At 65.0% G+C, this 25,932-nt stretch carries 25 protein-coding genes and 1 tRNA gene; 12 read left to right on the top strand and 14 right to left on the bottom strand.

The annotated features are described in order from the left end of the window. Positions 1–43: 43 nt before the first annotated feature. The 5 genes from EV665_RS00130 to chvE form a co-directional block, all read right to left on the bottom strand. A complete protein-coding gene (locus EV665_RS00130; RefSeq protein ID WP_133032662.1) occupies positions 44–1,477 on the bottom strand; it encodes an aldehyde dehydrogenase family protein in 1,434 nt (477 codons plus the stop codon). A gap of 48 nt (positions 1,478–1,525) precedes the next feature. Then, positions 1,526–2,521, bottom strand: coding sequence for an AraD1 family protein (gene araD1 / locus EV665_RS00125; protein WP_133032661.1), 996 nt, complete (start codon positions 2,519–2,521; stop codon positions 1,526–1,528). Between the two features lie 130 nt (positions 2,522–2,651). Next, on the bottom strand, positions 2,652–3,860 hold the full coding sequence (gene mmsB / locus EV665_RS00120) for a multiple monosaccharide ABC transporter permease (protein ID WP_064330866.1): 1,209 nt from the start codon (positions 3,858–3,860) through the stop codon (positions 2,652–2,654). Then, positions 3,860–5,395, bottom strand: coding sequence for a multiple monosaccharide ABC transporter ATP-binding protein (gene mmsA, locus EV665_RS00115; RefSeq protein ID WP_064330867.1), 1,536 nt, complete (start codon positions 5,393–5,395; stop codon positions 3,860–3,862). The genes mmsB and mmsA overlap by 1 nt, the downstream gene beginning before the upstream one ends. 120 nt (positions 5,396–5,515) lie before the next feature. After that, complete coding sequence (chvE, locus tag EV665_RS00110; protein WP_064330868.1) at positions 5,516–6,589, bottom strand: multiple monosaccharide ABC transporter substrate-binding protein; 1,074 nt, start codon at positions 6,587–6,589, stop codon at positions 5,516–5,518. A 256-nt stretch (positions 6,590–6,845) separates the two neighbouring features. On the opposite strand from chvE, the gene EV665_RS00105 reads away from it, so the two are divergent. Together EV665_RS00105 and EV665_RS00100 are read left to right on the top strand one after the other, a co-directional pair. Next, positions 6,846–7,853, top strand: a complete 1,008-nt coding sequence (locus tag EV665_RS00105; RefSeq protein WP_133032660.1) for a LysR family transcriptional regulator — start codon at positions 6,846–6,848, stop codon at positions 7,851–7,853. 11 nt (positions 7,854–7,864) lie between these two features. Beyond that, positions 7,865–8,368, top strand: coding sequence for a hypothetical protein (locus EV665_RS00100; RefSeq protein ID WP_133032659.1), 504 nt, complete (start codon positions 7,865–7,867; stop codon positions 8,366–8,368). A 114-nt stretch (positions 8,369–8,482) separates the two neighbouring features. On the opposite strand, the gene EV665_RS00095 is transcribed toward EV665_RS00100, so the two are convergent. The 5 genes from EV665_RS00095 to EV665_RS00075 all read right to left on the bottom strand — a co-directional run bounded on the left by EV665_RS00095 (position 8,483) and on the right by EV665_RS00075 (position 12,285). Beyond that, on the bottom strand, positions 8,483–8,707 hold the full coding sequence (locus EV665_RS00095; protein ID WP_133032658.1) for a hypothetical protein: 225 nt from the start codon (positions 8,705–8,707) through the stop codon (positions 8,483–8,485). 61 nt (positions 8,708–8,768) lie between these two features. Next, positions 8,769–9,563 carry a 3-methyl-2-oxobutanoate hydroxymethyltransferase gene (locus tag EV665_RS00090; protein ID WP_133032657.1) on the bottom strand — a complete coding sequence of 265 codons (795 nt, stop codon included), beginning with the start codon at positions 9,561–9,563 and terminating at the stop codon, positions 8,769–8,771. A gap of 20 nt (positions 9,564–9,583) precedes the next feature. Further along, positions 9,584–10,807, bottom strand: a complete 1,224-nt coding sequence (locus EV665_RS00085; RefSeq protein ID WP_133032656.1) for an NAD(P)/FAD-dependent oxidoreductase — start codon at positions 10,805–10,807, stop codon at positions 9,584–9,586. A 52-nt stretch (positions 10,808–10,859) separates the two neighbouring features. Then, positions 10,860–11,174 (bottom strand): MocE family 2Fe-2S type ferredoxin, encoded by a 315-nt coding sequence (locus EV665_RS00080; protein ID WP_133032655.1) that lies wholly within the window; start codon positions 11,172–11,174, stop codon positions 10,860–10,862. Positions 11,175–11,199: 25 nt separating this feature from the next. Next, positions 11,200–12,285: a fatty acid desaturase family protein gene (locus EV665_RS00075; RefSeq protein ID WP_133032654.1), complete on the bottom strand. Its 1,086-nt coding sequence runs from the start codon at positions 12,283–12,285 to the stop codon at positions 11,200–11,202. A gap of 163 nt (positions 12,286–12,448) precedes the next feature. Between EV665_RS00075 and EV665_RS00070 the strand changes: the two genes are divergently transcribed. From EV665_RS00070 to iolG, 6 genes are all read left to right on the top strand, one after another. Next, the gene (locus EV665_RS00070; protein WP_133032653.1) at positions 12,449–13,480 is read left to right on the top strand and encodes a LacI family DNA-binding transcriptional regulator; all 1,032 of its coding nucleotides are present in this window, start codon (positions 12,449–12,451) and stop codon (positions 13,478–13,480) included. Positions 13,481–13,643: 163 nt separating this feature from the next. Next, positions 13,644–14,456 carry a TIM barrel protein gene (locus tag EV665_RS00065; RefSeq protein ID WP_133032652.1) on the top strand — a complete coding sequence of 271 codons (813 nt, stop codon included), beginning with the start codon at positions 13,644–13,646 and terminating at the stop codon, positions 14,454–14,456. A 256-nt stretch (positions 14,457–14,712) separates the two neighbouring features. Further along, positions 14,713–15,642, top strand: a complete 930-nt coding sequence (locus EV665_RS00060) for a sugar ABC transporter substrate-binding protein (RefSeq protein ID WP_064330878.1) — start codon at positions 14,713–14,715, stop codon at positions 15,640–15,642. A gap of 103 nt (positions 15,643–15,745) precedes the next feature. Then, positions 15,746–17,284, top strand: coding sequence for a sugar ABC transporter ATP-binding protein (locus EV665_RS00055; protein ID WP_133032651.1), 1,539 nt, complete (start codon positions 15,746–15,748; stop codon positions 17,282–17,284). A 52-nt stretch (positions 17,285–17,336) separates the two neighbouring features. Beyond that, positions 17,337–18,356, top strand: coding sequence for an ABC transporter permease (locus EV665_RS00050; protein ID WP_064330880.1), 1,020 nt, complete (start codon positions 17,337–17,339; stop codon positions 18,354–18,356). A 121-nt stretch (positions 18,357–18,477) separates the two neighbouring features. Beyond that, positions 18,478–19,470: an inositol 2-dehydrogenase gene (gene iolG, locus EV665_RS00045; protein WP_133032650.1), complete on the top strand. Its 993-nt coding sequence runs from the start codon at positions 18,478–18,480 to the stop codon at positions 19,468–19,470. 239 nt (positions 19,471–19,709) lie between these two features. Here iolG and EV665_RS00040 read toward each other — a convergent pair whose 3' ends face one another. Further along, entirely contained in the window at positions 19,710–20,930 is a 1,221-nt protein-coding gene (locus EV665_RS00040; RefSeq protein WP_133032649.1) for an ROK family transcriptional regulator, read from the bottom strand. Positions 20,931–21,174: 244 nt separating this feature from the next. On the opposite strand from EV665_RS00040, the gene xylF reads away from it, so the two are divergent. The 4 genes from xylF to EV665_RS00020 all read left to right on the top strand — a co-directional run bounded on the left by xylF (position 21,175) and on the right by EV665_RS00020 (position 24,752). Continuing rightward, positions 21,175–22,215 (top strand): D-xylose ABC transporter substrate-binding protein, encoded by a 1,041-nt coding sequence (gene xylF, locus EV665_RS00035; protein WP_064330883.1) that lies wholly within the window; start codon positions 21,175–21,177, stop codon positions 22,213–22,215. A 176-nt stretch (positions 22,216–22,391) separates the two neighbouring features. Then, entirely contained in the window at positions 22,392–23,705 is a 1,314-nt protein-coding gene (locus EV665_RS00030; protein ID WP_133032648.1) for a sugar ABC transporter permease, read from the top strand. Positions 23,706–23,719: 14 nt separating this feature from the next. Beyond that, a complete protein-coding gene (locus tag EV665_RS00025) occupies positions 23,720–24,505 on the top strand; it encodes an ATP-binding cassette domain-containing protein (protein ID WP_064330885.1) in 786 nt (261 codons plus the stop codon). A 170-nt stretch (positions 24,506–24,675) separates the two neighbouring features. Next, positions 24,676–24,752, top strand: a tRNA-Arg gene (locus EV665_RS00020). A 141-nt stretch (positions 24,753–24,893) separates the two neighbouring features. On the opposite strand, the gene EV665_RS33245 is transcribed toward EV665_RS00020, so the two are convergent. The 3 genes from EV665_RS33245 to EV665_RS00005 form a co-directional block, all read right to left on the bottom strand. Continuing rightward, a complete protein-coding gene (locus EV665_RS33245) occupies positions 24,894–25,115 on the bottom strand; it encodes a GcrA family cell cycle regulator (RefSeq protein WP_162852929.1) in 222 nt (73 codons plus the stop codon). Between the two features lie 130 nt (positions 25,116–25,245). Then, a complete protein-coding gene (locus tag EV665_RS00010) occupies positions 25,246–25,452 on the bottom strand; it encodes a hypothetical protein (RefSeq protein WP_133032646.1) in 207 nt (68 codons plus the stop codon). Continuing rightward, positions 25,449–25,865 carry a hypothetical protein gene (locus EV665_RS00005; RefSeq protein ID WP_133032645.1) on the bottom strand — a complete coding sequence of 139 codons (417 nt, stop codon included), beginning with the start codon at positions 25,863–25,865 and terminating at the stop codon, positions 25,449–25,451. The genes EV665_RS00010 and EV665_RS00005 overlap by 4 nt, the downstream gene beginning before the upstream one ends. Positions 25,866–25,932 lie beyond the last annotated feature (67 nt).

The following is a 25,932-nucleotide window of genomic DNA, read 5'->3' as shown; positions in this document are numbered from 1 at the left end:
CTTGAAGGGGCCGTCCGGCGCAGGGCACCGGCCAGCCTTTGTCTCACGCCAGGGTGTAGGCGGTCTTGACGGTTGTGTAGAATTCGCTGGCATAGCGGCCCTGCTCGCGCGGGCCGTGCGAAGAGCCCTTGCGCCCGCCGAAGGGCACGTGGAAATCGACGCCCGCCGTCGGCAGGTTGACCATGACCATGCCGGCCTCCGCATTGCGCTTGAAATGCGTCGCATACTTGAGGCTGGTCGTGGCGATGCCGGAGGAGAGGCCGAAGGACGTGTCGTTGGCGACGGCGAGCGCTTCCTCATAGTCCTTGACGCGGATGACCGCGGCGACCGGGCCGAAGATTTCCTCGCGCGAAATGCGCATGTCGTTCGTCGCCTCGGTAAAGAGCGCGGGCGCGAGATAGAAGCCGGGCGTATCGCGCTTCAGGCGCTCGCCGCCGAAGGCAAGCTTCGCGCCTTCCTTTTGGCCGATCTCGATATAGTCCGTGTCCTGCTTGAGCTGGCTCTCGTCGACGACCGGGCCGATATGCGTGCCGGCCTTCAGGGCATCATCGACGACGACGCTCTTCAGCCGCTCGCCGACGGCGGCGACGAATCTGTCATGGATGCCTTCCGTCACGATGACGCGCGAGGAGGCCGTGCAGCGCTGGCCGGTGGAGAAGAAGGCCGAGTTGACGGCGGCTTCCACGGCAACGGAAAGGTCCGCGTCGTCGAGGACGACGAAGGGGTTCTTGCCGCCCATTTCGAGCTGGTACTTGCGGTTATGCTCGACGGAGGCGAGCGCGACGCGTTTTCCGGTGCCGGTGGACCCCGTGAAGGTGATGGCATTGACATCGGGACTGTCGAGCATGGTCTGGCCGACGACGGAGCCCTTGCCCATGACGAGGTTGAGCACGCCCTTCGGCAGGCCGGCGCGCACGAGGATGTCGACGATGGCCCAGGAACAGCCAGGCACCAGCTCGGCGGGCTTGAAGACGACCGTGTTGCCGTAGGCGAGCGCCGGCGCGATCTTCCAGGCGGGAATGGCGATCGGGAAGTTCCACGGCGTGATGATGCCGACGACGCCGACCGGCTCGCGGGTGATCTCGACGCCGATATTCGGGCGCACCGAAGGCAGCACCTCGCCGGCAAGGCGCAGGCATTCACCGGCGAAGAAATCGAAGATCTGTCCGGCGCGCACCGTCTCGCCGATGCCTTCGGCCAGCGTCTTGCCCTCCTCACGCGAGAGCAGCCGGCCGAGCTCGTCCTTGCGGGCCAAAATCTCGTCGGCGGTCTTCCTGAGGATCGCATGGCGCTCCAGGATGCCGGAGCGCGACCAGGCCGGAAACGCGGCCTTCGCCGCCGCGATCGCCGCCCCGGTATCCTCGGCGGAGGCGCGGGCATATTCGCCCACCACGTCGTTCGTGTTCGACGGGTTGATGTTCCGGATCGCGTCCGAGCCGACCCATTCGCCGGCAATCAGGTTCTGGTGGATCGTCATGGGCAAGGCCTCCTGTCTGTCCCGTGCCGCACGGAGGCGGCACATCCCCTACAATTGGCGGATTTCGATCTCTTCTTCCCTGGCAATCGCCAAGGGATTGCGCAGCGGCAGGCCGAAACCGTCGGCCCCGATCTCGAACACGTCCCCCGCCTCGGTGCGGATGCCGTCGCCGAAGGAGAGCGTCGCCGTGCCGAACATATGGACATGGACATCGCCCGGGGCACGGAACAGGCCGTATTTGAAATGGTGGTATTCAAGGTTGGCGAAGGTGTGGGACATGTTCGCCTCGCCGGAGACGAAGGGCTTTTCCCACAGGACCTTGCCGCCGCGGACGATGCGCGAGAAACCGCGGATATCGTCAGGCGCGGCGCCGACGCGGATCTCCGGTCCGAAGCTCGCCTGGCGAAGCTTCGAATGGGCGAGGTAGAGATAGTTGATGCGCTCCGTCACATGGTCGGAGAATTCGTTCGAGACGGCAAAGCCGATACGGAAGGGCGCACCATCGGCGGCGATGACGTAGATGCCGGCCATTTCCGGCTCCTCGCCGCCATCGAGCGCGAAGGAGGGCGAGGTGAGCGGGCTGCCCGGCGCCACCGCCTGCGTGCCGTTGCCCTTGTAGAACCATTCCGGCTGCACGCCCTTTTCGCCGGGCTTCGGCTTGCCGCCTTCAAGGCCCATGCGGAACATCTTCATGGAATCGGTCAGGCTCTCCTCGGCCGCCTCCGTCGTCTTCTTGTGCATGGAATCGCGCGTGGCCGCGGAGCCGAGATGGGTGAGGCCCGTGCCGGTCAGGTGGAGATGGGCGGCGTCCGGATGGGTGATCGGCGAGAGCAGCCGGCCCGCGGCATAGGCCGCCTCCAGATCGACGGCCGCGCCGAGGCCCTTCGCGTCGATGACGGTCTTCAGGGACTGCCCGCTGTTGGCGGCTTCCATGGCGAGCGCATAGACGCTGTCCGCCCCCTTCACCGCGCGGCCCTCGCCACCCTCCTCGCGCACGACCACCGTGATCGAACCGTCGGCATTTGCGACCTGTGACATCAGCATTTTCGTTTCCTTCCTGAAGCCTGGGCCCGGCCAAAGCTCCGCACCTGCGGCGGACAGACGTCACCGCACTGGCCGCATCCGCAGCCGGTCAAACACGTTTGCAATCCTTGGGCGGACCGGTGTTCCCCGGTCAGCCCTTGTTCTTGTTGTAGACGTCGAAGAACACGGCGGCGAGCAGCACCAGGCCCTTGATGAGCTGCTGGTAGTCGATGCCGATGCCCATGATCGACATGCCGTTGTTCATGACGCCCATGATGAAGGCGCCGATGACCGCGCCGGTGATCTTGCCGACGCCGCCCGAGGCCGAGGCGCCGCCGATGAAGCAGGCCGCGATGACGTCGAGTTCGAAGCCGACGCCGGCCTTCGGCGTCGCCGAATTGAGGCGGGCGGCGATGATCATGCCGGCGAGCGCGGCGAGCGCCCCCATGTTCACGAAGGTGTAGAAGGTCAGCCGCTCGGTATTGATGCCCGAGAGCTTCGCCGCCTTCTCGTTGCCGCCCATGGCGTAGATGCGCCGGCCGATCGTCGTGCGCGTCGTCACGAAGGTATAGAGCGCGATGAGCAGGCCCATGACGACGAGAACGTTCGGCAGGCCGCGATAGGTGGAGAGCTGGAAGCCGAGGAAGATCGCCACCGCGCTGATGACCGCCATCTGCACGGCGAAGAAGGCGAAGGGCTCGTTCTCCGTCTCGTGCAGCGTGTTCATGCGCCGCTCGCGAAGCCCGGCATAGATGGCATAGCCGACCAGCAGGATGACGACGAGGAGCGCGAAATAGTTCTTGATGAGGCTCGTCGCAGGGTCCGTGAGCGACAGGAAATCCGGCACGAAACCGGTGGAGAGGATCTGAAAATCCTTCGGGAACGGGCCGACCGGACGGCCACCGAGCACGACATAGGTCATGCCGCGGAAGACCAGCATGCCGGCGAGCGTGACGATGAAGGACGGGATCTTCTGGTAGGCCACCCAATAGCCCTGCGCCGCGCCCATGATCGCGCCGACGAGGATGCAGAGCGGCACGACGACGATCGCCGGCAGCCCCCATTTCACCAGCATGATCGCCGAGATCGCGCCGATGAAGGCGACGATGGAGCCGACCGACAGGTCGATATGCCCCGCCACGATGATCAGCAGCATGCCCAGCGCCATGATGACGATGAACGAGTTCTGCAAGACGAGGTTGGTGATGTTGACCGGGCGGAAGAGCACGCCGTTGGTGATGACCTGGAAGAAGATCATGATCACGACGAGCGCGACGAGCAGGCCGTATTCGCGGATGTTCCTGCGCAGGTAGTCTCCCACCGAAGGCTGGGTCGTCTTGGTCGCGGTATCGGTGGACATCAGTGTTTCTCCCCGGAGCGCATGATGGCGCGCATGATGGATTCCTGGCTTGCTTCCGCCTTGGAAAGCTCGGCCACGATGCGTCCTTCGTTCATGACATAGATGCGATCGCAGGTCCCGAGCAGTTCCGGCATCTCCGACGAGATCATCAGGATGCCCTTGCCCTCGGCGGCAAGCTGGTTGATGATGGTATAGATTTCGAACTTGGCGCCGACATCGATGCCGCGCGTGGGTTCATCGAGGATCAGAACCTCGGGATTGGTGAAGAGCCACTTGGACAGCACGACCTTCTGCTGGTTGCCGCCCGAAAGATTGACCGCCTCCTGATAGATCGAGTGCGAGCGGATGCGCAGCTTCTGGCGATAGCCGGAGGCGACCTTGGCCTCCTGCCGGTTGTCGATGACCGTCGCCTTCGAAACGCCGCCGAGATTGGCGAGCGTCGTGTTGTGCATGATGTTGTCGATCAGCACGAGGCCGAGCTGCTTGCGGTCCTCGGTCACATAGGCAAGGCCGGCCTCGATCGCCTTCGGGATCGTGCTGACATCCACCGGCTTGCCGCGCATGGAGACGTCGCCGGTAATCTTGTGGCCCCAGCTCCTGCCGAAGAGGCTCATCGCCGTTTCGGTGCGCCCCGCGCCCATCAGGCCGGCAATGCCGACGACCTCGCCGGCGCGCACGTTGAAGCTGATATCGTGCAGGAACTGCCGGTCGCGGTGATGCTGGTGGAAGACGTTCCAGTTCTTCACCTCCAGCAGCGTCTCGCCGATATCAGGCTCGCGCGCCGGGTAGCGGTCCTCCATCTCGCGGCCGACCATGCCCTTGATGATGCGGTCCTCGGAAATGTCCTCGTGATGACAGTCCAGCGTCTCGACGGTGCCGCCGTCGCGCAGGATGGTGATCTGGTCGGCGACCTTTTTGATCTCGTTCAGCTTGTGCGAGATGATGATCGAGGTCATGCCCTGCGTTCGGAACTCCATGAGCAGCTTCAGGAGCGCGTCGGAGTCCTTCTCGTTGAGCGAAGCGGTCGGCTCGTCGAGGATGAGCAGGCGAACCTTCTTGGAGAGCGCCTTGGCGATCTCGACGAGCTGCTGCTTGCCGACGCCGATATCGGTGATCAGCGTGCCCGGCGGCTCCTTGAGGCCGACCTTGTCGAGCAGCTCCTGCGTGCGGCGGAAGGCGAGCTTCCAGTCGATCACGCCGTTCGTCGCCACCTCGTTGCCGAGGAAGATGTTTTCCGCGATCGACAGCAGCGGCACCAGCGCCAGCTCCTGGTGGATGATGATGATGCCCAGATGCTCGCTGTCGGAGATCGTGGAGAAGCGGCGGACCTCGCCGTCGAAATGGATTTCGCCCTCGTAGGAGCCGGCCGGATAGACGCCGCTCAGCACCTTCATGAGGGTGGATTTGCCGGCGCCGTTCTCGCCGACAAGGGCGTGGATCTCGCCTTCGCGGACCTTCAGGTTGACGTTGTCGAGGGCCTTCACGCCCGGAAACGTCTTCGTGATGCCGCGCATTTCGAGAAGGGTCTTGCTCATGTACCAGTTTCCAGCGGCCGGCCATCACCCATCGATGGGGTAACCGAGCCTATTCGCTCTGCGATCCGGAGAAAAGAGGGTTCGCGCAGCCAGGCGCGAACCCCGAAGGGGAAGAAACGATCAGTTCTTCAGCTGGTCGGCCGTGTAATAGGCCGAGTCCGTGACGAGGATCTGCTCCGCGTTGGACTTGTCGACGGCGACGGGCTTCAAGAGGTAGGACGGAACGACCTTGACGCCGTTGTCATAGGTCTTGGTGTCGTTCACTTCCGGCTCCTTGCCGTCGAGGATGGCATTGACCATGCCGACCGTGACCCTGGCGAGTTCGCGCGTGTCCTTGAAGACCGTCGAATACTGCTCGTCGGCGAGGATCGACTTGACGGAAGGCAGCTCGGCGTCCTGGCCGGTGACGACGGCCATCGGCTGGTCGCCCGAGCCGTAGCCGACACCCTTCAGCGCCGACAGGATGCCGATGGACAGGCCGTCATAGGGCGAGAGCACGCCATCGACGCGGCCGTCCGTGTAGGTCGAGGAGAGCAGGTTCTCCATGCGGGCCTGCGCGACGGCGCCGTCCCAACGCAGCGTGCCGACCGTTTCCATGCCGGTCTGGCCCGACTTGATGACGATGTCGCCGCTGTCGATCAGCGGCTGGATGACCGACATCGCGCCATCATAGAAGAAGAAGGCGTTGTTGTCGTCCGGCGAACCGCCGAAGAGTTCGACGTTCCACGGCTTGGTGTCCGGGAACTTCGCCTTGAGGCCGTCGACGAGGCTGGTGGCCTGGAGAACGCCGACCTGGAAATTGTCGAAGGTGGCGTAGTAGTCGACATTGCCCGAATCGCGGATCAGACGGTCATAGGCGATGACCTTCACGCCGGCATCGGCCGACTTCTGGAGGATGTCGGAAAGCGTCGTGCCGTCGATGGCGCCGATGACAAGGACCTTCGCGCCCTTGGTGACCATGTTCTCGATCTGGGCGAGCTGGTTCGGGATATCGTCGTCAGCGAACTGCAGGTCCGGCGTGTAGCCGGCTTCCTTGAAAAGCTTTTCCATCGTCTCGCCGTCGGAAATCCAGCGGGTCGAGGTCTTGGTGGGCATGGAAATGCCGACCATGCCCTTGTCCTGGGCGAAGGACGGCGCCACGAACGACGCGACGCTGACGGCAGCGGCGGCGAGAAGCGAAGTGATCATTTTCATTGAAAGGTCTCTCCCTGGTGCGCACTGGCCGAAATTGCGGCCAGGCATTGTTCTGTGCACGGGCGGGGTCGCATTCAGACGACGGCCTGGACTGGAGGGCAGAAAGCCCGCCGGTCCCCACTCCCAAGGACCCCAGCGCACATTGGCGCAACCTCTTACGAATTGCCATAACTGTCAAATGCAATGAACTTCTAAATTGATATCAAATCTGGTATATAATGTCGGATATATACTATTTTATTGATCGAGGTAACCAATGCGTCTGGACGATGACATCGACGAGCAGCTCTTTCCCGGCGAGAGCGGCGGCGACCTCCAGGGTGTCGGCCTCCTACGCAGCGGCCTGAAGCTCAATCACCTGCGCATGATCGTCGCCATCGAGGAGCACAGGCAGGTCAGCGCGGCAGCCGATGCGCTGAACATCTCGCAGCCCGCCGCCTCCCGCATGCTGACGGAAATGGAGACCATCCTCAAGGCGCAACTGTGCGAGCGCGTCTCGCGCGGCGTGGCGCTCACGGCCTTCGGCCGGGCCTTCGCGCGCCGGGCGCGCACCATTCTGCTCGAGCTGCGCGAAGTCGACCGCGAGCTGTCCGCCCTGAAATCGGGCACCGGCGGCTCGGTCTTCCTCGGCTCGGTGACGGCGCCGGCGATCAGCCTTGCCGTGCCGGCGATCCAGCAGGTCAGCGCCGCCTATCCCGGCATCGAGGTGAATGTGCGCTTGGAGACGAGCAACGTGCTCGCCCGCGAGCTGCTGGCGGCACGGCAGGACTTCATCATCGCCCGCGTGCCCGACGATCTCAACCCGCGGCTCTTCAACGTCACCGAGATCGGCATCGAAAAGGCCTGCCTCATCGTGCGCAAGGGCCATCCGCTGCTCGAAAAACCCGCCGCCAGCCTTGCCGACCTGCCGCATTACGACTGGGTCTTCCAGCCGGCCGGCACGCTGCTTCGCCGGCGCATCGAGGACCTGTTCCTCGCCGCCGGCGTGCCGCTGCCCTCCACCGTGGTCAACACCTCGTCCATCCTGCTGACGACCGCGATCGTCTGCGGTTCGAACGCAATCGCCCCCGTCGCCCGCGACATGGCCGTCTTCATCGCCGATGTCGGCGCGCAGGCCGGCGAAATCAGCATCCTCAACACCGATTTCGAGATCGACATCAAGCCGTACAGCCTTATCTCCATAAAAGGCAGGGCGCTGCCGCCGAGCGCCAAACTGCTTTATGATCTGATCCTGCAACGCAGCCGGATGCTTTCGCCGGACTGAGGAGGTCTTTCATGTTCGGCATGACCGTTTTCGAATCCGTGCTGGAGCGGCTGAAGGCCGAGGCGCGCCAGGCGGCCGAGGATGCCGCGGAGGACGAAGCGCGCGAGGACGACGGCCCGGCCGAGGTGCGCGGCCTGCCCTCCGGCTTTGCCGGCCTCGGCACGGGCGGCGCCTTCGTCTCCGGCTCGCAGGCGGCCGCCGCCTATCTCGATCTCTACGAGGAACCCGCTCCGGCCGAGCCGGAGCAACCGGCGCCCGCCGAACCGCCTCCGCCCCCACCGCATCTCCTGCGCATCGCGCCGGAGGAGGTGGCCAGCGACCTTGGCCTTGACGGCAAGGAAAGCGTGGACGAGCTGCTCGCCCGCCGGCGCGGTTTTGCCCGGGAAAACCATCCCGATCGCGCACCGGAGGAGCTGCGTGCCAATGCGACGCTGCGCATGAAGATCGCCAACATGCTGATCGACGAGACGATCCGGCGGATCAATGTCGAAAGGAGCCTCGGCCTGTCGCGCTGATGGCAATGCGCCTGAAAGCGTTTCCGCTTTTCCTCGAATCGCGAAAACGCTCTGGCTCTTTGTTTTTACGCAATTCCGAACGCAAGACCGCTTCGCACTTTTGCTGGAATTGCTCTAGCCCTTCGGCTCCTGCTCCGGCGGCTTTGCGGCCGGATCGGAGGGCTTGAAGAAGAGGATGAGCTGCGCGAAGGTATAGGCCGAGACGACGAGGAAGATCGTGCCCCAGGTCTGCTCGCCATTGTAGAATTCCACCGCCGTCCATGCCGCACAGGCCCCGACCAGAAGCAGCCGCCGCCAGAGCGGACGGTAGAACGGATGATCGGGATCGATGAACTTCATGAACGTCTCCTCACGCTTCAGCGCCTACATAGGCGGTTTTCCCGCGCGAGGGAACCGGCTTTCAGGCATCGACCCGTTCCAGGAACGCCGCAAGCTCGGCCGGCGCGATGCCGACGAGGTGGCCCTTTTCGGGATAGGCGCCCGAGCGCACGTCGTCGGCATATTCGCGGAAGGCGGCGATGCGCTCCTGCTGCAGCCGGTCGTATTCGGCGGCGAAGTTGCGGTAGACCTTCGTATGGCGCGGATAATGCCCGCGGTTCTGGCCGAGCACGTCCTCGGCGAAGAGATATTGCGCATCGCAGCCCGCGCCCGCGCCCATGGAGAGCATGACGAGCCCCGTCCTCGCGCTGATCGCCGCGGCGATCTCGCCGGGCACCACCTCGATCTCGGCCGCGAAGGCGCCTGCCTCCTCCAGCGCCTTGACCTGCCGGAAGATCTCCAGCGCGCTCTCGGCCGTCTTGCCGACGGCGCGGAAGCCGCCGGTCCAGGTGGCCTTGGAGGGGATGAGCCCGACATGGCCGCAGACCGGGATGCCCTCCTCGCGCAGGCGCCGGACGGTGGAAAGCCCGGCGGCGCAATAGACGGCATCGCCCCCCGCCTTCATCGCCTGGAAGGCGCCGCGCAGGTAATCGTCCGCCGTGACGAAATCGCCGTATTCCAGCCCCGGAAAGGCGAAGACCGTGGGCGCGGCCTCGCGAAAGGCCGGCCCCAGCAGCGCCGGCGGCACGGAGACGAGGTCGATGCCCGCCTTCTCGGCGGCCTCCGCCTCCTCCAGCGTCACGACGCGCAGCATGGTGAGCTGCCGCCTGCCCTTCATCGCCTTGAGGTCGGCAACGGTTGGTCTCCTGGTCTTCATCCTGTCCTCCGGGCCGCCCTTCAGGCGGCAAGCAATGTCTTCAGTCTGGTTTCCGGCGCGGCAAGCGCGGCCGGATCGGGATGCCGCCGGGCGGCGATCAGCATTTCCGCAAGGCGGATGTCGCGGGCGACCGCATTGCCCTTGCCGATGCCGCTCGCCGCGATCAGCCGGCCCTCGGCATCGAGATGGAAGAGGAGGAAGGCGCCCTCGCCGAGATCGCGCCGCACGGTCGCCGCCGCACCGTCGGCAAGCCCCGCGATCTGCAGCGTCATGTCGTACTGGTCCGACCAGAACCACGGCACGGCACAATGCGCCTCGCCGCCGCCGAGCATGTTGGCCGCCGCAAGCTGGCCCTGCTCCTGCGCATTGCGCCAGGATTCGAGCCGGACGCGTCGGTCGCCGTAGAGCGGCAGCGGATAGGACGTGCAGTCGCCGGCCGCGAGGATATCGGGATCTGAGGTGCACAGCAGGCCGTCGACGGCGATGCCGTTGTCCACCGCGAGCCCCGCCGCCTCCGCCAGCTCCGTGTTCGGCACGGCGCCGATGCCGACGACCAGCAGGCTGGCCGCGACGATGCGGCCGTCCTCCAGCGTGAGGCGAACCTCGCCCGGCCGCTCCGCGATGCCGGCAACCTTCGCGCCGCACAGCACCTCGACGCCTTCGGCCGCATGGCGGCTGGCGATAATCGCGGCGATCTCCGCCGGCACGCCGCGGCTGAGGACGCGCGGCAGGCCCTCGATGAGCGTCACGCTCGCACCGAGCGTGCAGGCGCTCGCCGCCAGCTCCAGGCCGATGAACCCGCCGCCGAGAATGGCGACGTGGCTTCCCTCCACGAGATGGGCGCGAATGCGCGTTGCATCGTCATGGCTGCGAAGGGCGGCGATGCGCCCGCCGCAGGCCATGCCCGGCAGGGTGCGCGGGCGCGCACCGGTCGCCAGCAGCAATTTGTCATAGGGAAGCGCCGTGCCATCGTCGAGTCGTACCCGCCGGCCGGCCCGGTCGATCTCAAGGACCGTGCGGCCGGAAAGCACCGCGATACCGGCGGCGGCATAACGCTCCGCGTCCGCGACGAGTTTCGGGCCGGCGCCGGCGACCAGCGCCTCCTTGGAGAGCGGCGGACGCTCATAGGGCAGATGCGTTTCGCTGCCGATCAGGGTGATCGTGCCGTCGAAACCCTTTTCCCTGAGCGCGAAGGCTGCGCGTGCGCCGCATTCGCCGGCGCCGACGATGACGAAATCCGCCATGGCATGATCCTCCCGAACGGTTCCGGCAGCCGGAAGCGCGAAAACAAGAAAGCTAGAGCCCGATGAAGACCGTGCCGCCCTCGACCTTGACCGGATAGGTCCTGAGGTCGACGCAGACCGGTGCGCCCTTGGCCTCGCCGGTCTTGTAGTCGAAGCGGCCGTTATGCTTGGGACATTCGATGATGTGATCCATCACCAGCCCGTCGGCGAGGTGAATCTTCTCGTGGGTGCAGAGCCCGTCCGTCGCGTGGTAGGTGTCTTCCGGGCTGCGATAGATCGCGAAGGTACGGCCCGCATGGTCGAAGCGGATCACATCCTCCTCGTCGATCTCGTCCGCTGCGCAGACCTCGATCCAGGTGTCGCTCATGGTCTCTCCTCCGATGACGTGCTGATTATTCGGCGGCCGCGACGGCCGGCTCGCTGTGGAATTCTTCCTTGTAGGGCCGCGCCGTCCCGGGCAGGTCGCGCTTGAGGAAATAGTCCTCGTTGCGAAGCTGGCGCAGGAAGGCGGGGATCATCTCCCGGTAGCCGTGCCACATGGACGGGTTCGGCGCCGGCAGGTCGTGCTTGATCATCGCATGCAGCCGCGGCAGCGCATGGTAGGGCACCATCGGGAACATGTGGTGCTCCACATGGTAGTTCATGTTCCAGTAGATGAAGCGGCTGACCGGGTTCATGTAGACGGTGCGGCTGTTCAGCCGGTGGTCGATGACATTGTCGGCAAGGCCGCCATGCTGGAGCAGCCCCGTCAAAACGTGATGCCAGGCGCCATAAAGCCGCGGCAGGCCGATGAGCATGGCCGGCAGGATCGAGCCGAGCGCGAAACAGAGGGCGATGGTCGCAACGTAGATGGCGAACCAGATGCGGGCGATACGGATCGCCTTCGGCTGCTCGGAGGCGGGAATGAAGGTCTTTTCCGCCGCGCTCATCACGCCCGCCGCATTGCGCAGCATGTCGATGACGGCGTGCCAGGCATCGAGCAGGCCGAAGACGTTGAGCACGAGGCGCGCGAGATCCGGCGGGCGCATCACGGCGATCTCGGGATCGCGGCCGACGATGACCGTATCGGTGTGGTGGCGCGTGTGGCTCCAGCGCCAGGTCACCGGATTGCGCATGATCATGAAGCAGGCGATCTGGTAGACGGCGTCGTTCATCCACATCGTCTTGAAGGCCGTGCCGTGGCCGCATTCGTGCCAGCGGCTGTCGGAGGCCGAGCCGTAGAGCACGCCATAGACGAGGAAGAACGGCACCGCCCACCAGCTCCCCCAGAACCAGATGCCGGCAGCCCCGGTGACAAGCATGGTGCCGAGCCAGATCGCGGTGTCGCGGATCGCCGGCGCGTCGCTGCGCTGCATCAGCGCCTTCATGTCCTTGCGGGCGATTTCGGTGTGATACCACTCGGCCGCGGCCAGGCCATTGGCCACGGCGGCCTCGGCATCGCGGCCAAGAAGGCTGTAGTCCCGCTTCGTCGGCTTCATCCCTCGTCTCCTCCCTGCGGCGGCGCTTGCAGGCACCCGCCTCGCCTGATGCACAAACGATACCGCCCCTGCTTGCATCTCTCAATCCTGCCATGATAGAATGCATCAAATTCCATCATTCGCTATCATTCCGCTTTGATGGAAAGATTTCAGGGAGGGGATCATGGCATCGCGACCCACCATTACGGATCTGGCGAAAGCCGCCGGTGTCAGCGTGGCGACGGTCGATCGCGTGCTGAACGGGCGCCACAAGGTGCGCGAGGAAACGGCGCGACGGGTCTACGATGCCGCCAATACGATCGGCTATCACGCGATCGGGCTCATCCGGCAGCGGGTCTTCGAGGACCTGCCGCAATACCGGCTGGGCTTCAGCTTCCAGCGCCCGGGCCAGGCCTTCTACCAGAATTTCGCGCGCGAGATCGAGATCGCCTGCAATGCCTGCACCACGGCGCGCATCGTGCCGCAGGTCGACTTCATCAACGCGCAGACGCCGGCCGCGATGACGGACATGTTGCGGCAGCTCTCCGCCCGCAACCAGGCCCTCGCCGTCGTCGCCCCCGACTATCCGGCAACCACCACCATGGTGGAGGACTTGAGGAACCGTGGCATTCCCCTCTTCTGCCTGCTCTCCGACTTCGCCATGGACGTGCGCCAGGGCTATATCGGCCTCAACAACATGAAGGTTGGCCGCACGGCGGCCTGGATGATCGCCCGCAGCGCCCGCCGGCCCGGCAAGGTGGCGATCTTCGTCGGCAGCCACCGTTTCCACGGCCACGAACTGCGCGAGATGGGCTTCCGCTCCTTCTTCCGCGAGAAGGGCCAGGATTTCGAGGTGCTGGACACGCTCGTCAATCTCGACACCAGCGAGATCACCCACGAGGCGACCGCCAACCTGCTCGCCCAGCATCCCGATCTCGTCGGCCTCTATGTCGCCGGCGGCGGCATGGAAGGCGCGATTTCCGCCATCCGCGAAGAGGGTTACGGCGGGAAGATCCAGCTCATCGTCAACGAGCTGACGCCAGAATCGAAGGCCGGCCTTGCCGATGACGTCGTCACCATGGCGATCAGCACGCCCCTGCCCGCCCTCTGCCGCGAACTCGTCGCGCTGATGGTGACGGCCATCGAGAAGGGCGAGGCGGCCGTGCCCGGGCAGACATTCCTGCCCTTCGACATCTTTCTTCCGGAGAATATCTGACAGGCAGGATGATGGTTTTCCATCATCCGCCCGATGAATCTGTCAGCAATGAGGGCGTGGCCGGCGCCTTCGGCTTTGACGCCCGTCAAGCGCTTCCCGATCCTCATGCGTGCATGCGAGGCCGCCCTGTCGGCGGCCCCGAAGACCGGAGGACCCCCATTCCATGCCGCCCCTTGATTTCGCCCTCAACCACATGACGACGCCCGCGCTGAACCTCGACGCCTTCTTCGCCCTCGCCGCTTCGCTCGGCATCACGAAAGTCGAGATCCGCAACGACCTTACCGGCAACGCCATCCTGGACGGCACCGCGCCAGCCGAGGTGAAGACGCTCGCCGCCCGCCACGGCGTCACGATCATCTCGATCAATGCGCTCCAGCGCTTCAACGAATGGACGCCCGCCCGCGCCGCCGAGGCCAAGGACCTCATCGACTACGCCGCGGCGGCGGGCGCCCGCGCGCTCGTGCTCGTGCCGAAGAACGACGGCACCGGCCAGGCCGACGGCGAGCGGCAGGCCAACCTCGCCGAGGCGCTGACCGCCTTGACGCCGATGCTGACTGCGGCCGGAATCATCGGCCTCGTCGAGCCGCTCGGCTTCGAGATCTGCTCGCTGCGCTCCAAGCGCGAGGCTGCCGAGGCGATCGAGGCCGTGGGCGGGGAACAGACATTCCGCCTTGTGCACGACACGTTCCACCATCACCTCGCCGGCGAACCGGACCTCTTCGCGGCGCTCACCGGCCTCGTCCATATTTCCGGCGTCGAGGATGCCGATGTCACCGTTTCCGCCATGCGCGACGGCCACCGCGTGCTGGTCGGCCCGCAGGACCGGCTCGGAAACATCAGCCAGATCAGGGCCCTGGCTGCCGCCGGCTATGCCGGACCGCTCTCCTTCGAGCCCTTCTCGCCGTCCGTGCACGACGTCGCCGACCCCAGGGCGGCCGTGGCGCAGAGCCTCGCCTTCATCCGCGAAAACATCTAGGCCCGGCGGGGCCGGCGGTCCGTCCGCCGGCACTTTTCCCCAGGCCTTGCGGGATTCCCGATCCTGAAAAATGGAACGGGCTTGACGTCCCGAACAGAAAATGGAATAAACATTCCGCAATACGGAATTCGCGGTTTGTTTATTCTGTTTTGGCCTCTTGCCTCCCGGGAGGAGCAAGAGGCCGGCTGCCCGCAAGGGCCAGCCGTCCGGACAATCGAGTGGCGCTGCCGGACGCCACGTTGAGGAGGAGAACGACATGAAAAAATTCATTCTGAGCTCGGCGCTTGCCGTGATGATGTCCACCGCCGCCCATGCCGAGACGATCGGCGTGTCCATGGCGCTGTTCGACGACAACTTCCTGACCGTTCTGCGCAACGGCATGTCCGACTACGCCAAGACCCTCGACGGCGTCGATCTGCAGATCGAGGACGCCCAGAACGACGTCGCCAAGCAGCAGAGCCAGGTGCAGAACTTCATCGCCTCGGGCGTCAGCGCCATCATCGTGAACCCGGTCGACACCGACGCGACCGCCGCGCTCTCCAAGGCCGCGGCCGATGCGGGCATTCCGCTGGTCTATGTCAACCGCGAGCCGGTCAACGTCAACGAGCTGCCGGAAAAGCAGGCCTTCGTCGCCTCGGACGAAAAGGAATCCGGCACGCTGGAAACCAAGGAAGTCTGCCGCCTCTTGAACGGCAAGGGCAAGGTCGTCGTCATGATGGGCGAGCTTTCCAACCAGGCCGCACGCGTGCGCACCCAGGACATCAAGGACGTCATCGCCACCGACGAGTGCAAGGGCCTCGAAATCGTCGAGGAGCAGACCGCCAACTGGTCGCGCACGCAGGGCTCCGACCTCATGACCAACTGGCTCTCCGCAGGCCTGGAATTCGACGCCGTCATCTCCAACAATGACGAGATGGCGATCGGCGCCATCCAGGCGCTGAAGGCCGCCGGCCGCTCGATGGACAGCGTCGTCGTCGCCGGCATCGACGCCACACAGGACGCGCTTGCCGCCATGGCGGCCGGCGATCTCGACGTGACGGTGTTCCAGGACGCCGCCGGCCAGGGCAAGGGCTCGGTCGACGCCGCGCTGAAGCTGGCCAGGGGCGAGCAGGTCGACACCAAGGTGTATATCCCCTTCCAGCTCGTGACCCCGGCCAACATCGCCGACTTCCAGGCCAAGAACTGACCGGCTCACCAGTCGCTTGAAAACGACCAGTCTGTGAAGGACGCGCGCACGCCGGCGTGCGCGCGTCCGACCCGTTTCAGGTTGCTCCGGGAGGGAGGGGACGATGGTCAGTCCAACCACCATGGCCGCGGTTCGTGCAAGCGGCGCCATTCCGAATGCTGAATATCTGCTGTCCGCGGAAGGTGTCCGCAAGGAATTTCCGGGCGTCGTCGCGCTTGACGACGTCGAGTTCAAGCTGAAGCGCGGCACCGTTCATGCCCTGATGGGTGAAAACGGCGCGGGCAAATCCACGCTGATGAAGATCCTCGCCGGCATCTACACGCCCGACCAGGGCGAGGTGCTGCTCAAGGGCCAGAAGATCCGCCTGCAATCGCCGCTCGACGCGCTGGAGAACGGCATCGCCATGATCCATCAGGAACTCAACCTGATGCCCTTCATGACCGTTGCGGAGAACATCTGGATCCGCCGCGAGCCGAAGAACCGCTTCGGCTTCGTCGACCACGGCGAGATGCACCGCAAGACGGCCGCGCTCTTCAAGCGCCTCAACATCGTGATGGACCCGGAAACCCAGGTGCGCGACCTCTCGGTGGCCAACCGCCAGATGGTCGAGATCGCCAAGGCCGTCTCCTACGAGAGCGACGTGCTCATCATGGACGAGCCGACCTCGGCGCTGACCGAGCGCGAGGTCGAGCACCTCTTCACCATCATCCGCGATCTGCGCGCGCAGGGCATCGGCATCGTCTACATCACCCACAAGATGAACGAGCTGTTCGAGATCGCCGACGAGTTCTCGGTGTTCCGCGACGGCAAGTATATCGGCACGCATGCCTCGACCGACGTGACGCGCGACGACATCATCCGCATGATGGTCGGCCGCGAGATCACCCAGATGTTCCCGAAGGAAGAGGTGCCGATCGGCGATGTCATCCTGTCGGTCAAGAACCTCACGCTCAAGGGCGTCTTCCACGACGTCTCCTTCGACGTGCGCGCCGGCGAGATCCTCGGCCTTGCCGGCCTCGTCGGCTCCGGCCGCTCGAACGTCGCCGAGACGATCTTTGGCGTCACGCCAGCAAGCTCCGGGACGATCGAGATCAACGGCAAGCCGGTCAATATCGACAGCCCGAACACGGCGATCCGGCATCGCATGGCCTTCCTGACGGAAGACCGCAAGGACACCGGTTGCCTGCTGATCCTCGACATCCTGGAAAACATGCAGATCGCCGTCCTCCAGGACAAGTTCGTCAAGAACGGCTTCGTTGCCGAGCGCGAACTGACCAGGGTCTGCGAGGAGATGAGCCGGAAGCTGCGGGTCAAGACGCCGAACCTTCACGAGCGCATCGAGAACCTGTCGGGCGGCAACCAGCAGAAGGTGCTGATCGGCCGCTGGCTGCTCACCCATCCGCGCATCCTCATCCTCGACGAGCCGACCCGCGGCATCGACGTCGGCGCCAAGGCGGAGATCCACCGCTTCGTCACCGAGCTCGCCCGCGACGGTGTCGCCGTCATCATGATCTCGTCGGAAATGCCGGAAGTGCTCGGCATGAGCGACCGCGTCATGGTCATGCACGAGGGCCGCGTCACCGGCATCCTCGACCGGGCGGAGGCGACGCAGGTCAAGGTCATGGAACTGGCTGCCCAGTGAAATCAGCCCAAGGGATATTCAGGGCCGCCGAGCGGCCGCAAGGGAGGTAATCATGAGCACGAATTCCGCCGCGCAGGCCCAGGCCGCTGCGCAGAAATCTGCCCGCCGGCTCCCGCCGGAACTCAACATCTTTCTCGTCCTGATCGGCATTGCGCTGGTCTATGAAATCCTCGGCTGGATCTTCGTCGGCCAGAGCTTCCTGATGAACCCGCAGCGCCTGACGATCATCATCCTGCAGGTCTCGGTCATCGGCATCATCGCCGTCGGCGTCACGCAGGTGATCATCACCGGGGGCATCGATCTCTCCTCCGGCTCGGTCGTCGGCATGACGGCGATGTTCACCGCCTCGCTGGCGCAGGCCTCCACCTGGCCGCGCGCGCTCTATCCCTCGCTGACGGACATGCCGGTCATCGTGCCCGTCGCGCTCGGCATCGGCGTCGGCCTGCTCGCCGGCTTCATCAACGGCCAGCTCATCGCCAAGACGAAGATCCCGCCCTTCATCGCCACGCTCGGCATGATGGTCTCCGCCCGCGGCATCTCCAAGTGGTACACGAAGGGCCAGCCGGTCTCGGGCCTGACGGAACAGTTCAACTTCATCGGCACCGGCATCTGGCCCGTCGTGATCTTCCTCGTCGTCGCCGTGATCTTCCACATCGCGCTGCGCTACACCCGCTACGGCAAGTTCACCTACGCGATCGGCGCCAATGTGCAGGCCGCCCGCGTGTCCGGCATCAATGTCGAATCCCATCTGGTCAAGGTCTACGCCATCGCCGGTGCACTCGCCGGTCTTGCCGGCGTCGTCACCGCCGCCCGCGCCCAGACCGCCCAGGCCGGCATGGGCGTGATGTACGAACTCGATGCGATCGCCGCGACCGTCATCGGTGGCACCTCGCTTGCCGGCGGCGTCGGGCGCATCACCGGCACGGTCATCGGCACCGTCATCCTCGGCGTCATGACATCGGGCTTTACCTTCCTGCGCGTCGATGCTTTCTACCAGGAGATCGTCAAGGGCATCATCATCGTCGCCGCCGTCGTCGTCGACGTCTACCGGCAGAAGAAGCGCAAGACGTAGTTTTAAAGAGCGAATAGGGAATGGCGAATAGCGAATAGTTACCGGCGCAGACCGCTTGCTCTTGCCTATTGCCTCCCCCCTATTCGCTGCTTCCTATTCGCCCCCACATAACGAGGACAACATGACTGTAAGATTTGGTCTTCTCGGCGCAGGCCGCATCGGCAAGGTCCACGCCAAGGCCGTGACCGGCAACCCGGACGCCGTGCTCGTCGCCGTCGCGGATGCCTTCCCGGCCGCCGCCGACGCGATCGCCAGGCAATATGGCTGCGAGGTCCGCACCATCGAGGCGATCGAAGCGGCGAAGGACATCGACGCCGTCGTGATCTGCACGCCGACCGACACCCATGCCGACCTCATCGAGCGCTTCTCCCGCGCTGGAAAAGCCATTTTCTGCGAAAAGCCGATCGACCTCGATGTCGATCGTGTGAAGGCCTGCATGAAGGTGGTCGACGAGACCAAGGGCAAGCTGATGGTCGGCTTCAACCGCCGCTTCGACCCGCACTTCATGGCCGTCAGGCAGGCGATCGACGACGGCCGCATCGGCGATGTCGAGATGGTGACGATCACGTCCCGCGACCCCGGTGCCCCGCCGGTCGACTATATCAAGCGCTCCGGCGGCATCTTCCGCGACATGACGATCCACGACTTCGACATGGCCCGCTTCCTGCTCGGCGAGGAGGTCGTCTCGGTCTTTGCCACCGCCGCCGTGCTGGTCGATCCTGACATCGGCAAGGCCGGCGACTATGACAGCGTCTCCGTCATCCTGCAGACCAAGTCCGGCAAGCAGGCCGTCATCTCCAACTCGCGCCGCGCCACCTATGGCTACGACCAGCGCATCGAGGTGCACGGCTCGAAGGGCATGGTGTCTGCCGAGAACCAGCGCCCGGTCTCCATCGAGGTCGCAAACGGCGACGGCTACACCCGCCCGCCGCTGCACGATTTCTTCATGACCCGCTACACGGAAGCTTACGCCAACGAGATCGCGGCCTTCATCGCGACCATCGAAAAGGGCGCGACCATCTCGCCCTCGGGCGCCGACGGCCTCGCGGCCCTTGCGCTTGCCGATGCGGCCGTGAAGTCGGTCGAAGAAAAGCGCCAGATTTCCGTCGCCTGACGGAAACCACCTCCCAAGCAACTGGCCGGGCGATTTTCTCGCCCGGTCTTTTTTGTTTGGGACGCCTACCCCACCCTCCACGTCATCCTCGGGCTTGACCCGAGGATCCAGGCCACAAACTCCAGGTGAGCGGTGATGCGTGGATCCTCGGGTCAAGCCCGAGGATGACGGAGGAGAGGTGGGTGCCTCCGATCATTGAAGCCGAAGTTCAGTTCCGAAATCCCGCGGTCCCCGCGCCCTCACTCTCCCACCGCCCTCGCGGCGATGACATCATGGTCCATCTCCGCCAGCGCCCGGTCGAGATGCCCCTCCAGCACCAGCGTCGCCTCCTCCGGCACGACGGAGATCGGCGGCGCGCCGAAGAGGCGGACCTGCTGGGATTGCGCAAGGCCTTCCTCCAGGCCCCGCTGGATGAGGTCGAAATAGCGCGTTCCGGGGCCGGTGATGGCGATCGGCATGTTCTCGTAGAGGCTCACCACCCGCGAAAGCCCCTGCCCCAGCGCCAGCCCGGCCTGGCGGAAGGCATATTCCGACATGCGGTGGCCCTGGCGGGCGCGCAGCGCGATCTTGTCCATCTCCGCGAGCGGCACGAATTTCGCCGGGATCGTGTCCGGGGGCACCTCGAAGGCCGTGCGCAGGATGCCGTAGAAGCCGGCGGAGGCCTCGATGCAGCCCTGCGCGCCGCAGCGACACAGTTTGCCATCCGACGAATTCAGCATGTGCCCGAAATTCGGCGCCGTGACCGAGAGCTCCCCCGACCGGTCGAACCGCGCAATGCCAAGACCGATGCTGTGGCCGAGCGAGAGCGCGGCGACCGCCTGCAGATCGCGCGCCCCCGCCTTCTCCATGCGCAGCGCCATGGCATGGGCGACGAGCAGCGTCTCGTTGCTGATGAGGATCTTCGCCCGCCAGGGCGGCTGGAGCAGCGCGGCAAAATCCACCTGCTGCGCGCCGAAGACCGGCGACCAGACGAGCCGCGCCGTCAGGGGATCGACAAGGCCCTTGCTGCTGATCGACACGACCAGCACCTGCCCGCGGTCGATCCGCGACCGATCCGCCAGCCTGTCGAGCGCGGCGACGAAGGCCTCCGTGAAGGGCCGTGTCGCGGTGTCGGCATGGTTGCGCGGCTCCTCGAAACGGTCGAGCAGCGTGCCGCCGTAATCGGCGAGCGAATATTGCACCATGTCGGAGGAGATGCGCACGGTGACGAGATAGCCGGCATCGCGCCGCTGGCCGAAGATGACGCGCGGCCGCCCGCGCGAGGCCGACGCCTGCTGCTCGCGCCGCTCCAGCACTTCGGCCTTCTCCAGCTCCGCCGTGATCACCGAGACGGTCGCCGAGGCGAGCCCCGTATGATGGGAGATGTCTGTATGGGCGAGCGGCCCGTGCCGGCGCAGCGAGGCGAGCACCAGCGCGCTGTTCTGCTGACGCACAAGCTCCGTGCTCGACTTGGTCAGCATCGTCGGTTTCCGCTCGCTTTCACAGGATGCAACACATACCCCTCCCAAAGCATCTGTCACGCCGTCGTTCAAGGCCTTTCAAGCCGTGTTGACAGCCTCCGAAACTTCTGCCATTTATTTTCTCGACTGTCGAGAAAAAAGTCCCGGCACCGTCGGGAGGGGCATCGAGACAGTGTTATCGTGGCCGGTCGTTGATTGGGCGGGAGGTTCGTCCAGGCGGCCGGTGTTCACTTGGGAGGATATTATGAAGTTCGTTCTGAAGCTGATGGCAGGGGCTGCCGTCATCGTTTCCCTGCATTCCGTCGCGCACGCCAAGGACCTCGTGGTCGGCGTTTCCTGGTCGAACTTCCAGGAAGAGCGCTGGAAAACCGACGAAGCCGCCATCAAGGCAGCACTCGAAGCCTCCGGCGACAAGTACATTTCGGCTGACGCCCAGTCGTCCGCCGCCAAGCAGCTGACCGACGTCGAATCGCTGATCGCCCAGGGCGCCAACGCCATCATCGTTCTCGCCCAGGATAGTGAAGCCATCGGCCCGGCCATCGAAAAGGCCGCCGCGGAAGGCATCCCGGTCGTCGGCTACGACCGCCTGATCGAGAACCCGGCCGCCTTCTACATCACCTTCGACAACAAGGAAGTCGGCCGCATGCAGGCCCGCGAAGTGTTCAAGGTGAAGCCGGAAGGCAACTACGTGTTCATCAAGGGCTCCTCGTCCGACCCGAACGCCGACTTCCTCTTCGCTGGCCAGCAGGAAGTGCTGAAGGAAGCCATCGACGCCGGCAAGATCAAGACCGTCGGCGAAGCCTATACCGATGGCTGGAAGCCGGAGAACGCCCAGAAGAACATGGAACAGTTCCTGACGGCGAACGACAACAAGGTCGATGCGGTCGTCGCCTCGAACGACGGCACGGCCGGCGGCGCGATCGCCGCGCTGACGGCCCAGGGCCTTGCCGGCTCCGTCCCGGTCTCCGGCCAGGATGCCGACCACGCCGCGCTCAACCGCGTCGCGCTCGGCACGCAGACCGTCTCGGTCTGGAAGGACTCGCGCGACCTCGGCAAGCGCGCCGCGGAAATCGCGGCTGAACTCGCCTCCGGCAAGACCATGGACGAGATCGAGGGCGTCACCACCTTCAACGGCGGCCCGAAGGGCGTCGAGATGAAGTCGGTCTTCCTCGCGCCGGTACCGATCACCAAGGACAACCTGAACGTCGTCATCGAGGCCGGCTGGATTCCGAAGGAAACGGCCTGCCAGGGCGTCGCCGCCGGTTCGGTCGCGGCCTGCGACTGAGCCGCCGCGAATCCGGTACTGACCTGACCATCGCCAGGCGCCGCAACGGCAACCGTTGCGGCGCTTGCGCAAGATGGGCAGCGGGCGGAGGATGAGGCGGCGATACATCCTCGAGGCGGGATATCAACCGAGCGCCCGAACGACACGTTCAACAAAAGTGGGGGGACGGCAAAGCCATGGCCGACATCACGAATACCACGCATGCCAATCGCGCACGATCGGCAAGCGAGAACCCGGTGAAGCGCTTCTTCCGCGCCACCGAGATCGACACGCGCCTGCTCGGCATGGTCGGCGCCATGCTGATCATCTGGATCGGCTTCAACATCCTGTCCGGCGGCCTGTTCCTGACGCCGCGCAACCTGTGGAACCTCTCGGTCCAGACCGCCTCCGTCGCCGTGATGGCGACCGGCATGGTGCTCGTCATCGTCACGCGCAACATCGACCTCTCCGTCGGCTCGATCCTCGGCTTCGTCGGCATGATCATGGGCGTGCTGCAGGCCGAGCTGCTGCCGCAGCTTCTCGGCTTCAACCACCCCGCCACCTGGATCGTCACCCTTCTCGCCGGCCTCCTGCTCGGCGCGGGCATCGGCGCCCTGCACGGCGCGATCATCGCCTTCCTCAACGTGCCCTCCTTCATCGTCACGCTCGGCGGCCTGCTCGTCTGGCGCGGCGCCACCTGGTTCGTGACGAGCGGACGCACGGTCGCCCCGATGGACGCGACCTTCCGCCTGATGGGCGGCGGCACGGAAGGCTCGATCGGCGCCACCGCCAGCTGGATCGTCGGCGTCGTCGCCTGCATCGCCATCGTCGCGACGATCGTCAACTCGCGCAAGCAGCGCCAGCGCTTCGGCTTTCCGCTGCGTCCCATGTGGGCCGAATATTTCCTGACCGCCGTCGGCTGCGCGCTGGTGCTCGGCGCCATCGCCGTGGTCAACAGCTATCCCTGGCCGGTCGCCATCGCCCGCCGCTATGCCGACGCCAACGGCATCGCCTGGCCGGAGGGTGGCCTCTTCATCCCGCACGGCATCGCCATTCCCGTGCTGATCGCCATCGTGGTCGGCATCGTCATGACCTTCATCTCGACGCGCCTGCGCTTCGGCCGCTACGTCTTCGCGCTCGGCGGCAACCCGGAGGCCGCGGAGCTTGCCGGCATCAAGACCCGCTGGGTGACGGTCAAGATCTTCGCGCTGATGGGCATGCTCTGCGCCATCGCCGCGGCGATCTCCACCGCCCGCCTCAACGCCGCGACCAACGCGCAGGGTGAACTCGACGAACTCTACACCATCGCCGCGGCCGTCATCGGCGGCACCTCGCTTGCCGGCGGCATGGGCACAATCGCAGGCGCCATGCTCGGCGCCCTCGTCATGCAATCGCTGCAATCGGGCATGGTGCTGGTCGGCATCGATACCCCGTTCCAGCGCATCGTGGTCGGTATGGTCCTCGTCGTCGCCGTCTGGCTCGACACGGTCTACCGCGCCCGCGCCAAGTAAGAGGAGCCCATCCAATGACGGACACCCGTACGCCCCTCGTGGAGATGAAGAACGTCTCCATCTCCTTCGGCGGCATCCACGCCGTCGACAATGCCTCGGTTGATCTCTATCCCGGCGAGGTCGTCGCCCTGCTCGGTCACAACGGCGCCGGCAAGTCGACGCTGATCAAGATCCTCTCCGGCGCCTACAAGCGCGACAGCGGCGAGATCCTGATCAACGGCGAACCCGCCGACATCAACAACCCGCGCGACGCCAAGAAATACGGCATCGAGACGATCTACCAGACGCTCGCCGTCGCCGACAATGTCGACGCCGCCGCCAACCTCTATCTCGGCCGCGAGCTGCGCACCCCGTGGGGCACGCTCGACGACGTCGCGATGGAAGCGAAGACCCGCGAAGTGATGGGCCGCCTCAACCCGAACTTCCAGCGCTTCAAGGAACCGGTCAAGGCCCTCTCCGGCGGCCAGCGCCAATCGGTGGCGATCGCGAGAGCCATCCTCTTCAACGCCCGCATCCTGATCATGGACGAGCCGACCGCCGCGCTCGGACCGCAGGAGACGGCGCAGGTCGGCGAACTGATCAAGCAGCTGAAGAAGGAAGGCATCGGCATCTTCCTGATCAGCCACGACATCCACGACGTCTTCGACCTCGCCGACCGCGTCTCCGTCATGAAGAACGGCCAGGTCGTCGGCCACGCCCGTACCGAGGACGTCACCAAGGACGAGGTCCTCGGCATGATCATCCTCGGCAAGGTCCCCGAAAAAGCCATCCCCGGCCCCGGCGCCATGCAGACCGCCTGACCCAAATCACCAAAAGCCGCCGGATACCCCCGGCGGCTTTTCCGCAAGGGTGGCTCCAAAGCGCGCGCCCCCCTCAGAACAGATCGCCCTTTCTGCATTTTCCCGATTGAAGCCCGCCCCCACCTGGGTTAAGAACCCTCTCATCGGACAGGCGAGTCATCGCCTTGCGAGCACCCGTAGCTCAGCTGGATAGAGTGTTGGATTCCGATTCCAAAGGTCACAGGTTCGAATCCTGTCGGGTGCGCCAATCATTCTCCCTAAGTGCATGCTTTTGTTCCGAAATTCGGAGACGAAGGCGATCCTTTCCACCCTTACTTCCCCCAATAGCCGTCGGAACGCCTCGGTATTCCTCGGAAGTCGCGCAATTTTTTCCGGCGTCTCGCCAACTCTATCCTCTCTTGCGCGTCGCAGTCGGCGCAGCGCGATAGGCGAGTCGGCAATGCCGCGTGCAATACGGCTTTGCAGTCGCTGCTCGCTCGCCGCAGAATAAATGCGCTTCTGAAAGTTCGGCATTGTTCACCGGCCACCGGCAGGCGTACCGGTCCAGATCCGCCAAGGGGCGCGGCACGGGCGCAGGTTCAGGCGCTTGCAGTTCAGAGGTCGCACTCATGTGCGCCTCCTTGCCTTGGGGTCGCACTGGTCGATAATCCATACCCCGCCGTCGGCCATGAGCTCCGCCACCCAAGCGACGCGCTTTGCGGCCTTCAGAAGACCAATCGCGATTAAGAGGGCAATGAACCTCATTTGCGGCGTACCTTTTCGACAAATTCGACATCGTCTTGGATCCTACTGCCGATGCGGATGGCTCGGCTGCCGATCAATGGCTCGTCATCGCCGCCGTCCTCAAGATCGGGGTCGTCATCGATGAGGTCGAGAAGAGAAATCATCTCTTCTATGCGGCGCTCAAGCTCGGCGCGACGGAAACGCTGGATACTGAGGCTTCTCATGCCGAGGCCCGCCCGATAACGTCCAGCGTGGCGTCGATGAAGCGCGCCATGGCGCCGAGGGCGCCGCCCTTGTCGCGCATGTAAGGCGCCATCCCATCATCTTGGGTTTGGAGGACTTCGGCCTTGAAGTGCAAACCATTTACAGTGAAAGCCGGCTCATAGGAAACATCGCTGCAAGCCCGCTCCAGTCCGGCCCTGGCGGTTTTGATCCGCTGCTTGACCCGATCGACGCCGGACGCCTGCCGCAAGCGCGCCGTCTCGGCGTGATACTCTTTTGAAAGGCGGAGCTTCTGCCGGTATTCCGAAAGCACCTTGGCCTGGCAAGCGCGATTGCGGGCGAGCGCGTTCGCTGTCTTGCCTGTGCGGGGAACCTCCCAACGGCTGATGTCAACGGCGGAGTAAAAACCGGCCACGGGGCGGAGCAAAAGTCGGCCACTGCGGCGCCGGCCTGAGACCGCCGGGAGGGCTTAAGCCCGAGCG

The organism is Shinella granuli, assembly GCF_004341885.1.
GTDB lineage: Bacteria > Pseudomonadota > Alphaproteobacteria > Rhizobiales > Rhizobiaceae > Shinella > Shinella granuli.
This window is presented reverse-complemented; position numbering and strand designations above follow the sequence as displayed.

Bases quoted from the DNA above. Each gene is read 5' to 3' on its own strand.
- EV665_RS00130 (WP_133032662.1), bottom strand. From the start codon at position 1,477: ATGACGATCCACCAGAACCTGATTGCCGGCGAATGGGTCGGCTCGGAC.
- araD1 (WP_133032661.1), bottom strand. From the start codon at position 2,521: ATGCTGATGTCACAGGTCGCAAATGCCGACGGTTCGATCACGGTGGTC.
- mmsB (WP_064330866.1), bottom strand. From the start codon at position 3,860: ATGTCCACCGATACCGCGACCAAGACGACCCAGCCTTCGGTGGGAGAC.
- mmsA (WP_064330867.1), bottom strand. From the start codon at position 5,395: ATGAGCAAGACCCTTCTCGAAATGCGCGGCATCACGAAGACGTTTCCG.
- chvE (WP_064330868.1), bottom strand. From the start codon at position 6,589: ATGAAAATGATCACTTCGCTTCTCGCCGCCGCTGCCGTCAGCGTCGCG.
- EV665_RS00105 (WP_133032660.1), top strand. From the start codon at position 6,846: ATGCGTCTGGACGATGACATCGACGAGCAGCTCTTTCCCGGCGAGAGC.
- EV665_RS00100 (WP_133032659.1), top strand. From the start codon at position 7,865: ATGTTCGGCATGACCGTTTTCGAATCCGTGCTGGAGCGGCTGAAGGCC.
- EV665_RS00095 (WP_133032658.1), bottom strand. From the start codon at position 8,707: ATGAAGTTCATCGATCCCGATCATCCGTTCTACCGTCCGCTCTGGCGG.
- EV665_RS00090 (WP_133032657.1), bottom strand. From the start codon at position 9,563: ATGAAGACCAGGAGACCAACCGTTGCCGACCTCAAGGCGATGAAGGGC.
- EV665_RS00085 (WP_133032656.1), bottom strand. From the start codon at position 10,807: ATGGCGGATTTCGTCATCGTCGGCGCCGGCGAATGCGGCGCACGCGCA.
- EV665_RS00080 (WP_133032655.1), bottom strand. From the start codon at position 11,174: ATGAGCGACACCTGGATCGAGGTCTGCGCAGCGGACGAGATCGACGAG.
- EV665_RS00075 (WP_133032654.1), bottom strand. From the start codon at position 12,285: ATGAAGCCGACGAAGCGGGACTACAGCCTTCTTGGCCGCGATGCCGAG.
- EV665_RS00070 (WP_133032653.1), top strand. From the start codon at position 12,449: ATGGCATCGCGACCCACCATTACGGATCTGGCGAAAGCCGCCGGTGTC.
- EV665_RS00065 (WP_133032652.1), top strand. From the start codon at position 13,644: ATGCCGCCCCTTGATTTCGCCCTCAACCACATGACGACGCCCGCGCTG.
- EV665_RS00060 (WP_064330878.1), top strand. From the start codon at position 14,713: ATGAAAAAATTCATTCTGAGCTCGGCGCTTGCCGTGATGATGTCCACC.
- EV665_RS00055 (WP_133032651.1), top strand. From the start codon at position 15,746: ATGGTCAGTCCAACCACCATGGCCGCGGTTCGTGCAAGCGGCGCCATT.
- EV665_RS00050 (WP_064330880.1), top strand. From the start codon at position 17,337: ATGAGCACGAATTCCGCCGCGCAGGCCCAGGCCGCTGCGCAGAAATCT.
- iolG (WP_133032650.1), top strand. From the start codon at position 18,478: ATGACTGTAAGATTTGGTCTTCTCGGCGCAGGCCGCATCGGCAAGGTC.
- EV665_RS00040 (WP_133032649.1), bottom strand. From the start codon at position 20,930: ATGCTGACCAAGTCGAGCACGGAGCTTGTGCGTCAGCAGAACAGCGCG.
- xylF (WP_064330883.1), top strand. From the start codon at position 21,175: ATGAAGTTCGTTCTGAAGCTGATGGCAGGGGCTGCCGTCATCGTTTCC.
- EV665_RS00030 (WP_133032648.1), top strand. From the start codon at position 22,392: ATGGCCGACATCACGAATACCACGCATGCCAATCGCGCACGATCGGCA.
- EV665_RS00025 (WP_064330885.1), top strand. From the start codon at position 23,720: ATGACGGACACCCGTACGCCCCTCGTGGAGATGAAGAACGTCTCCATC.
- EV665_RS33245 (WP_162852929.1), bottom strand. From the start codon at position 25,115: ATGAGTGCGACCTCTGAACTGCAAGCGCCTGAACCTGCGCCCGTGCCG.
- EV665_RS00010 (WP_133032646.1), bottom strand. From the start codon at position 25,452: ATGAGAAGCCTCAGTATCCAGCGTTTCCGTCGCGCCGAGCTTGAGCGC.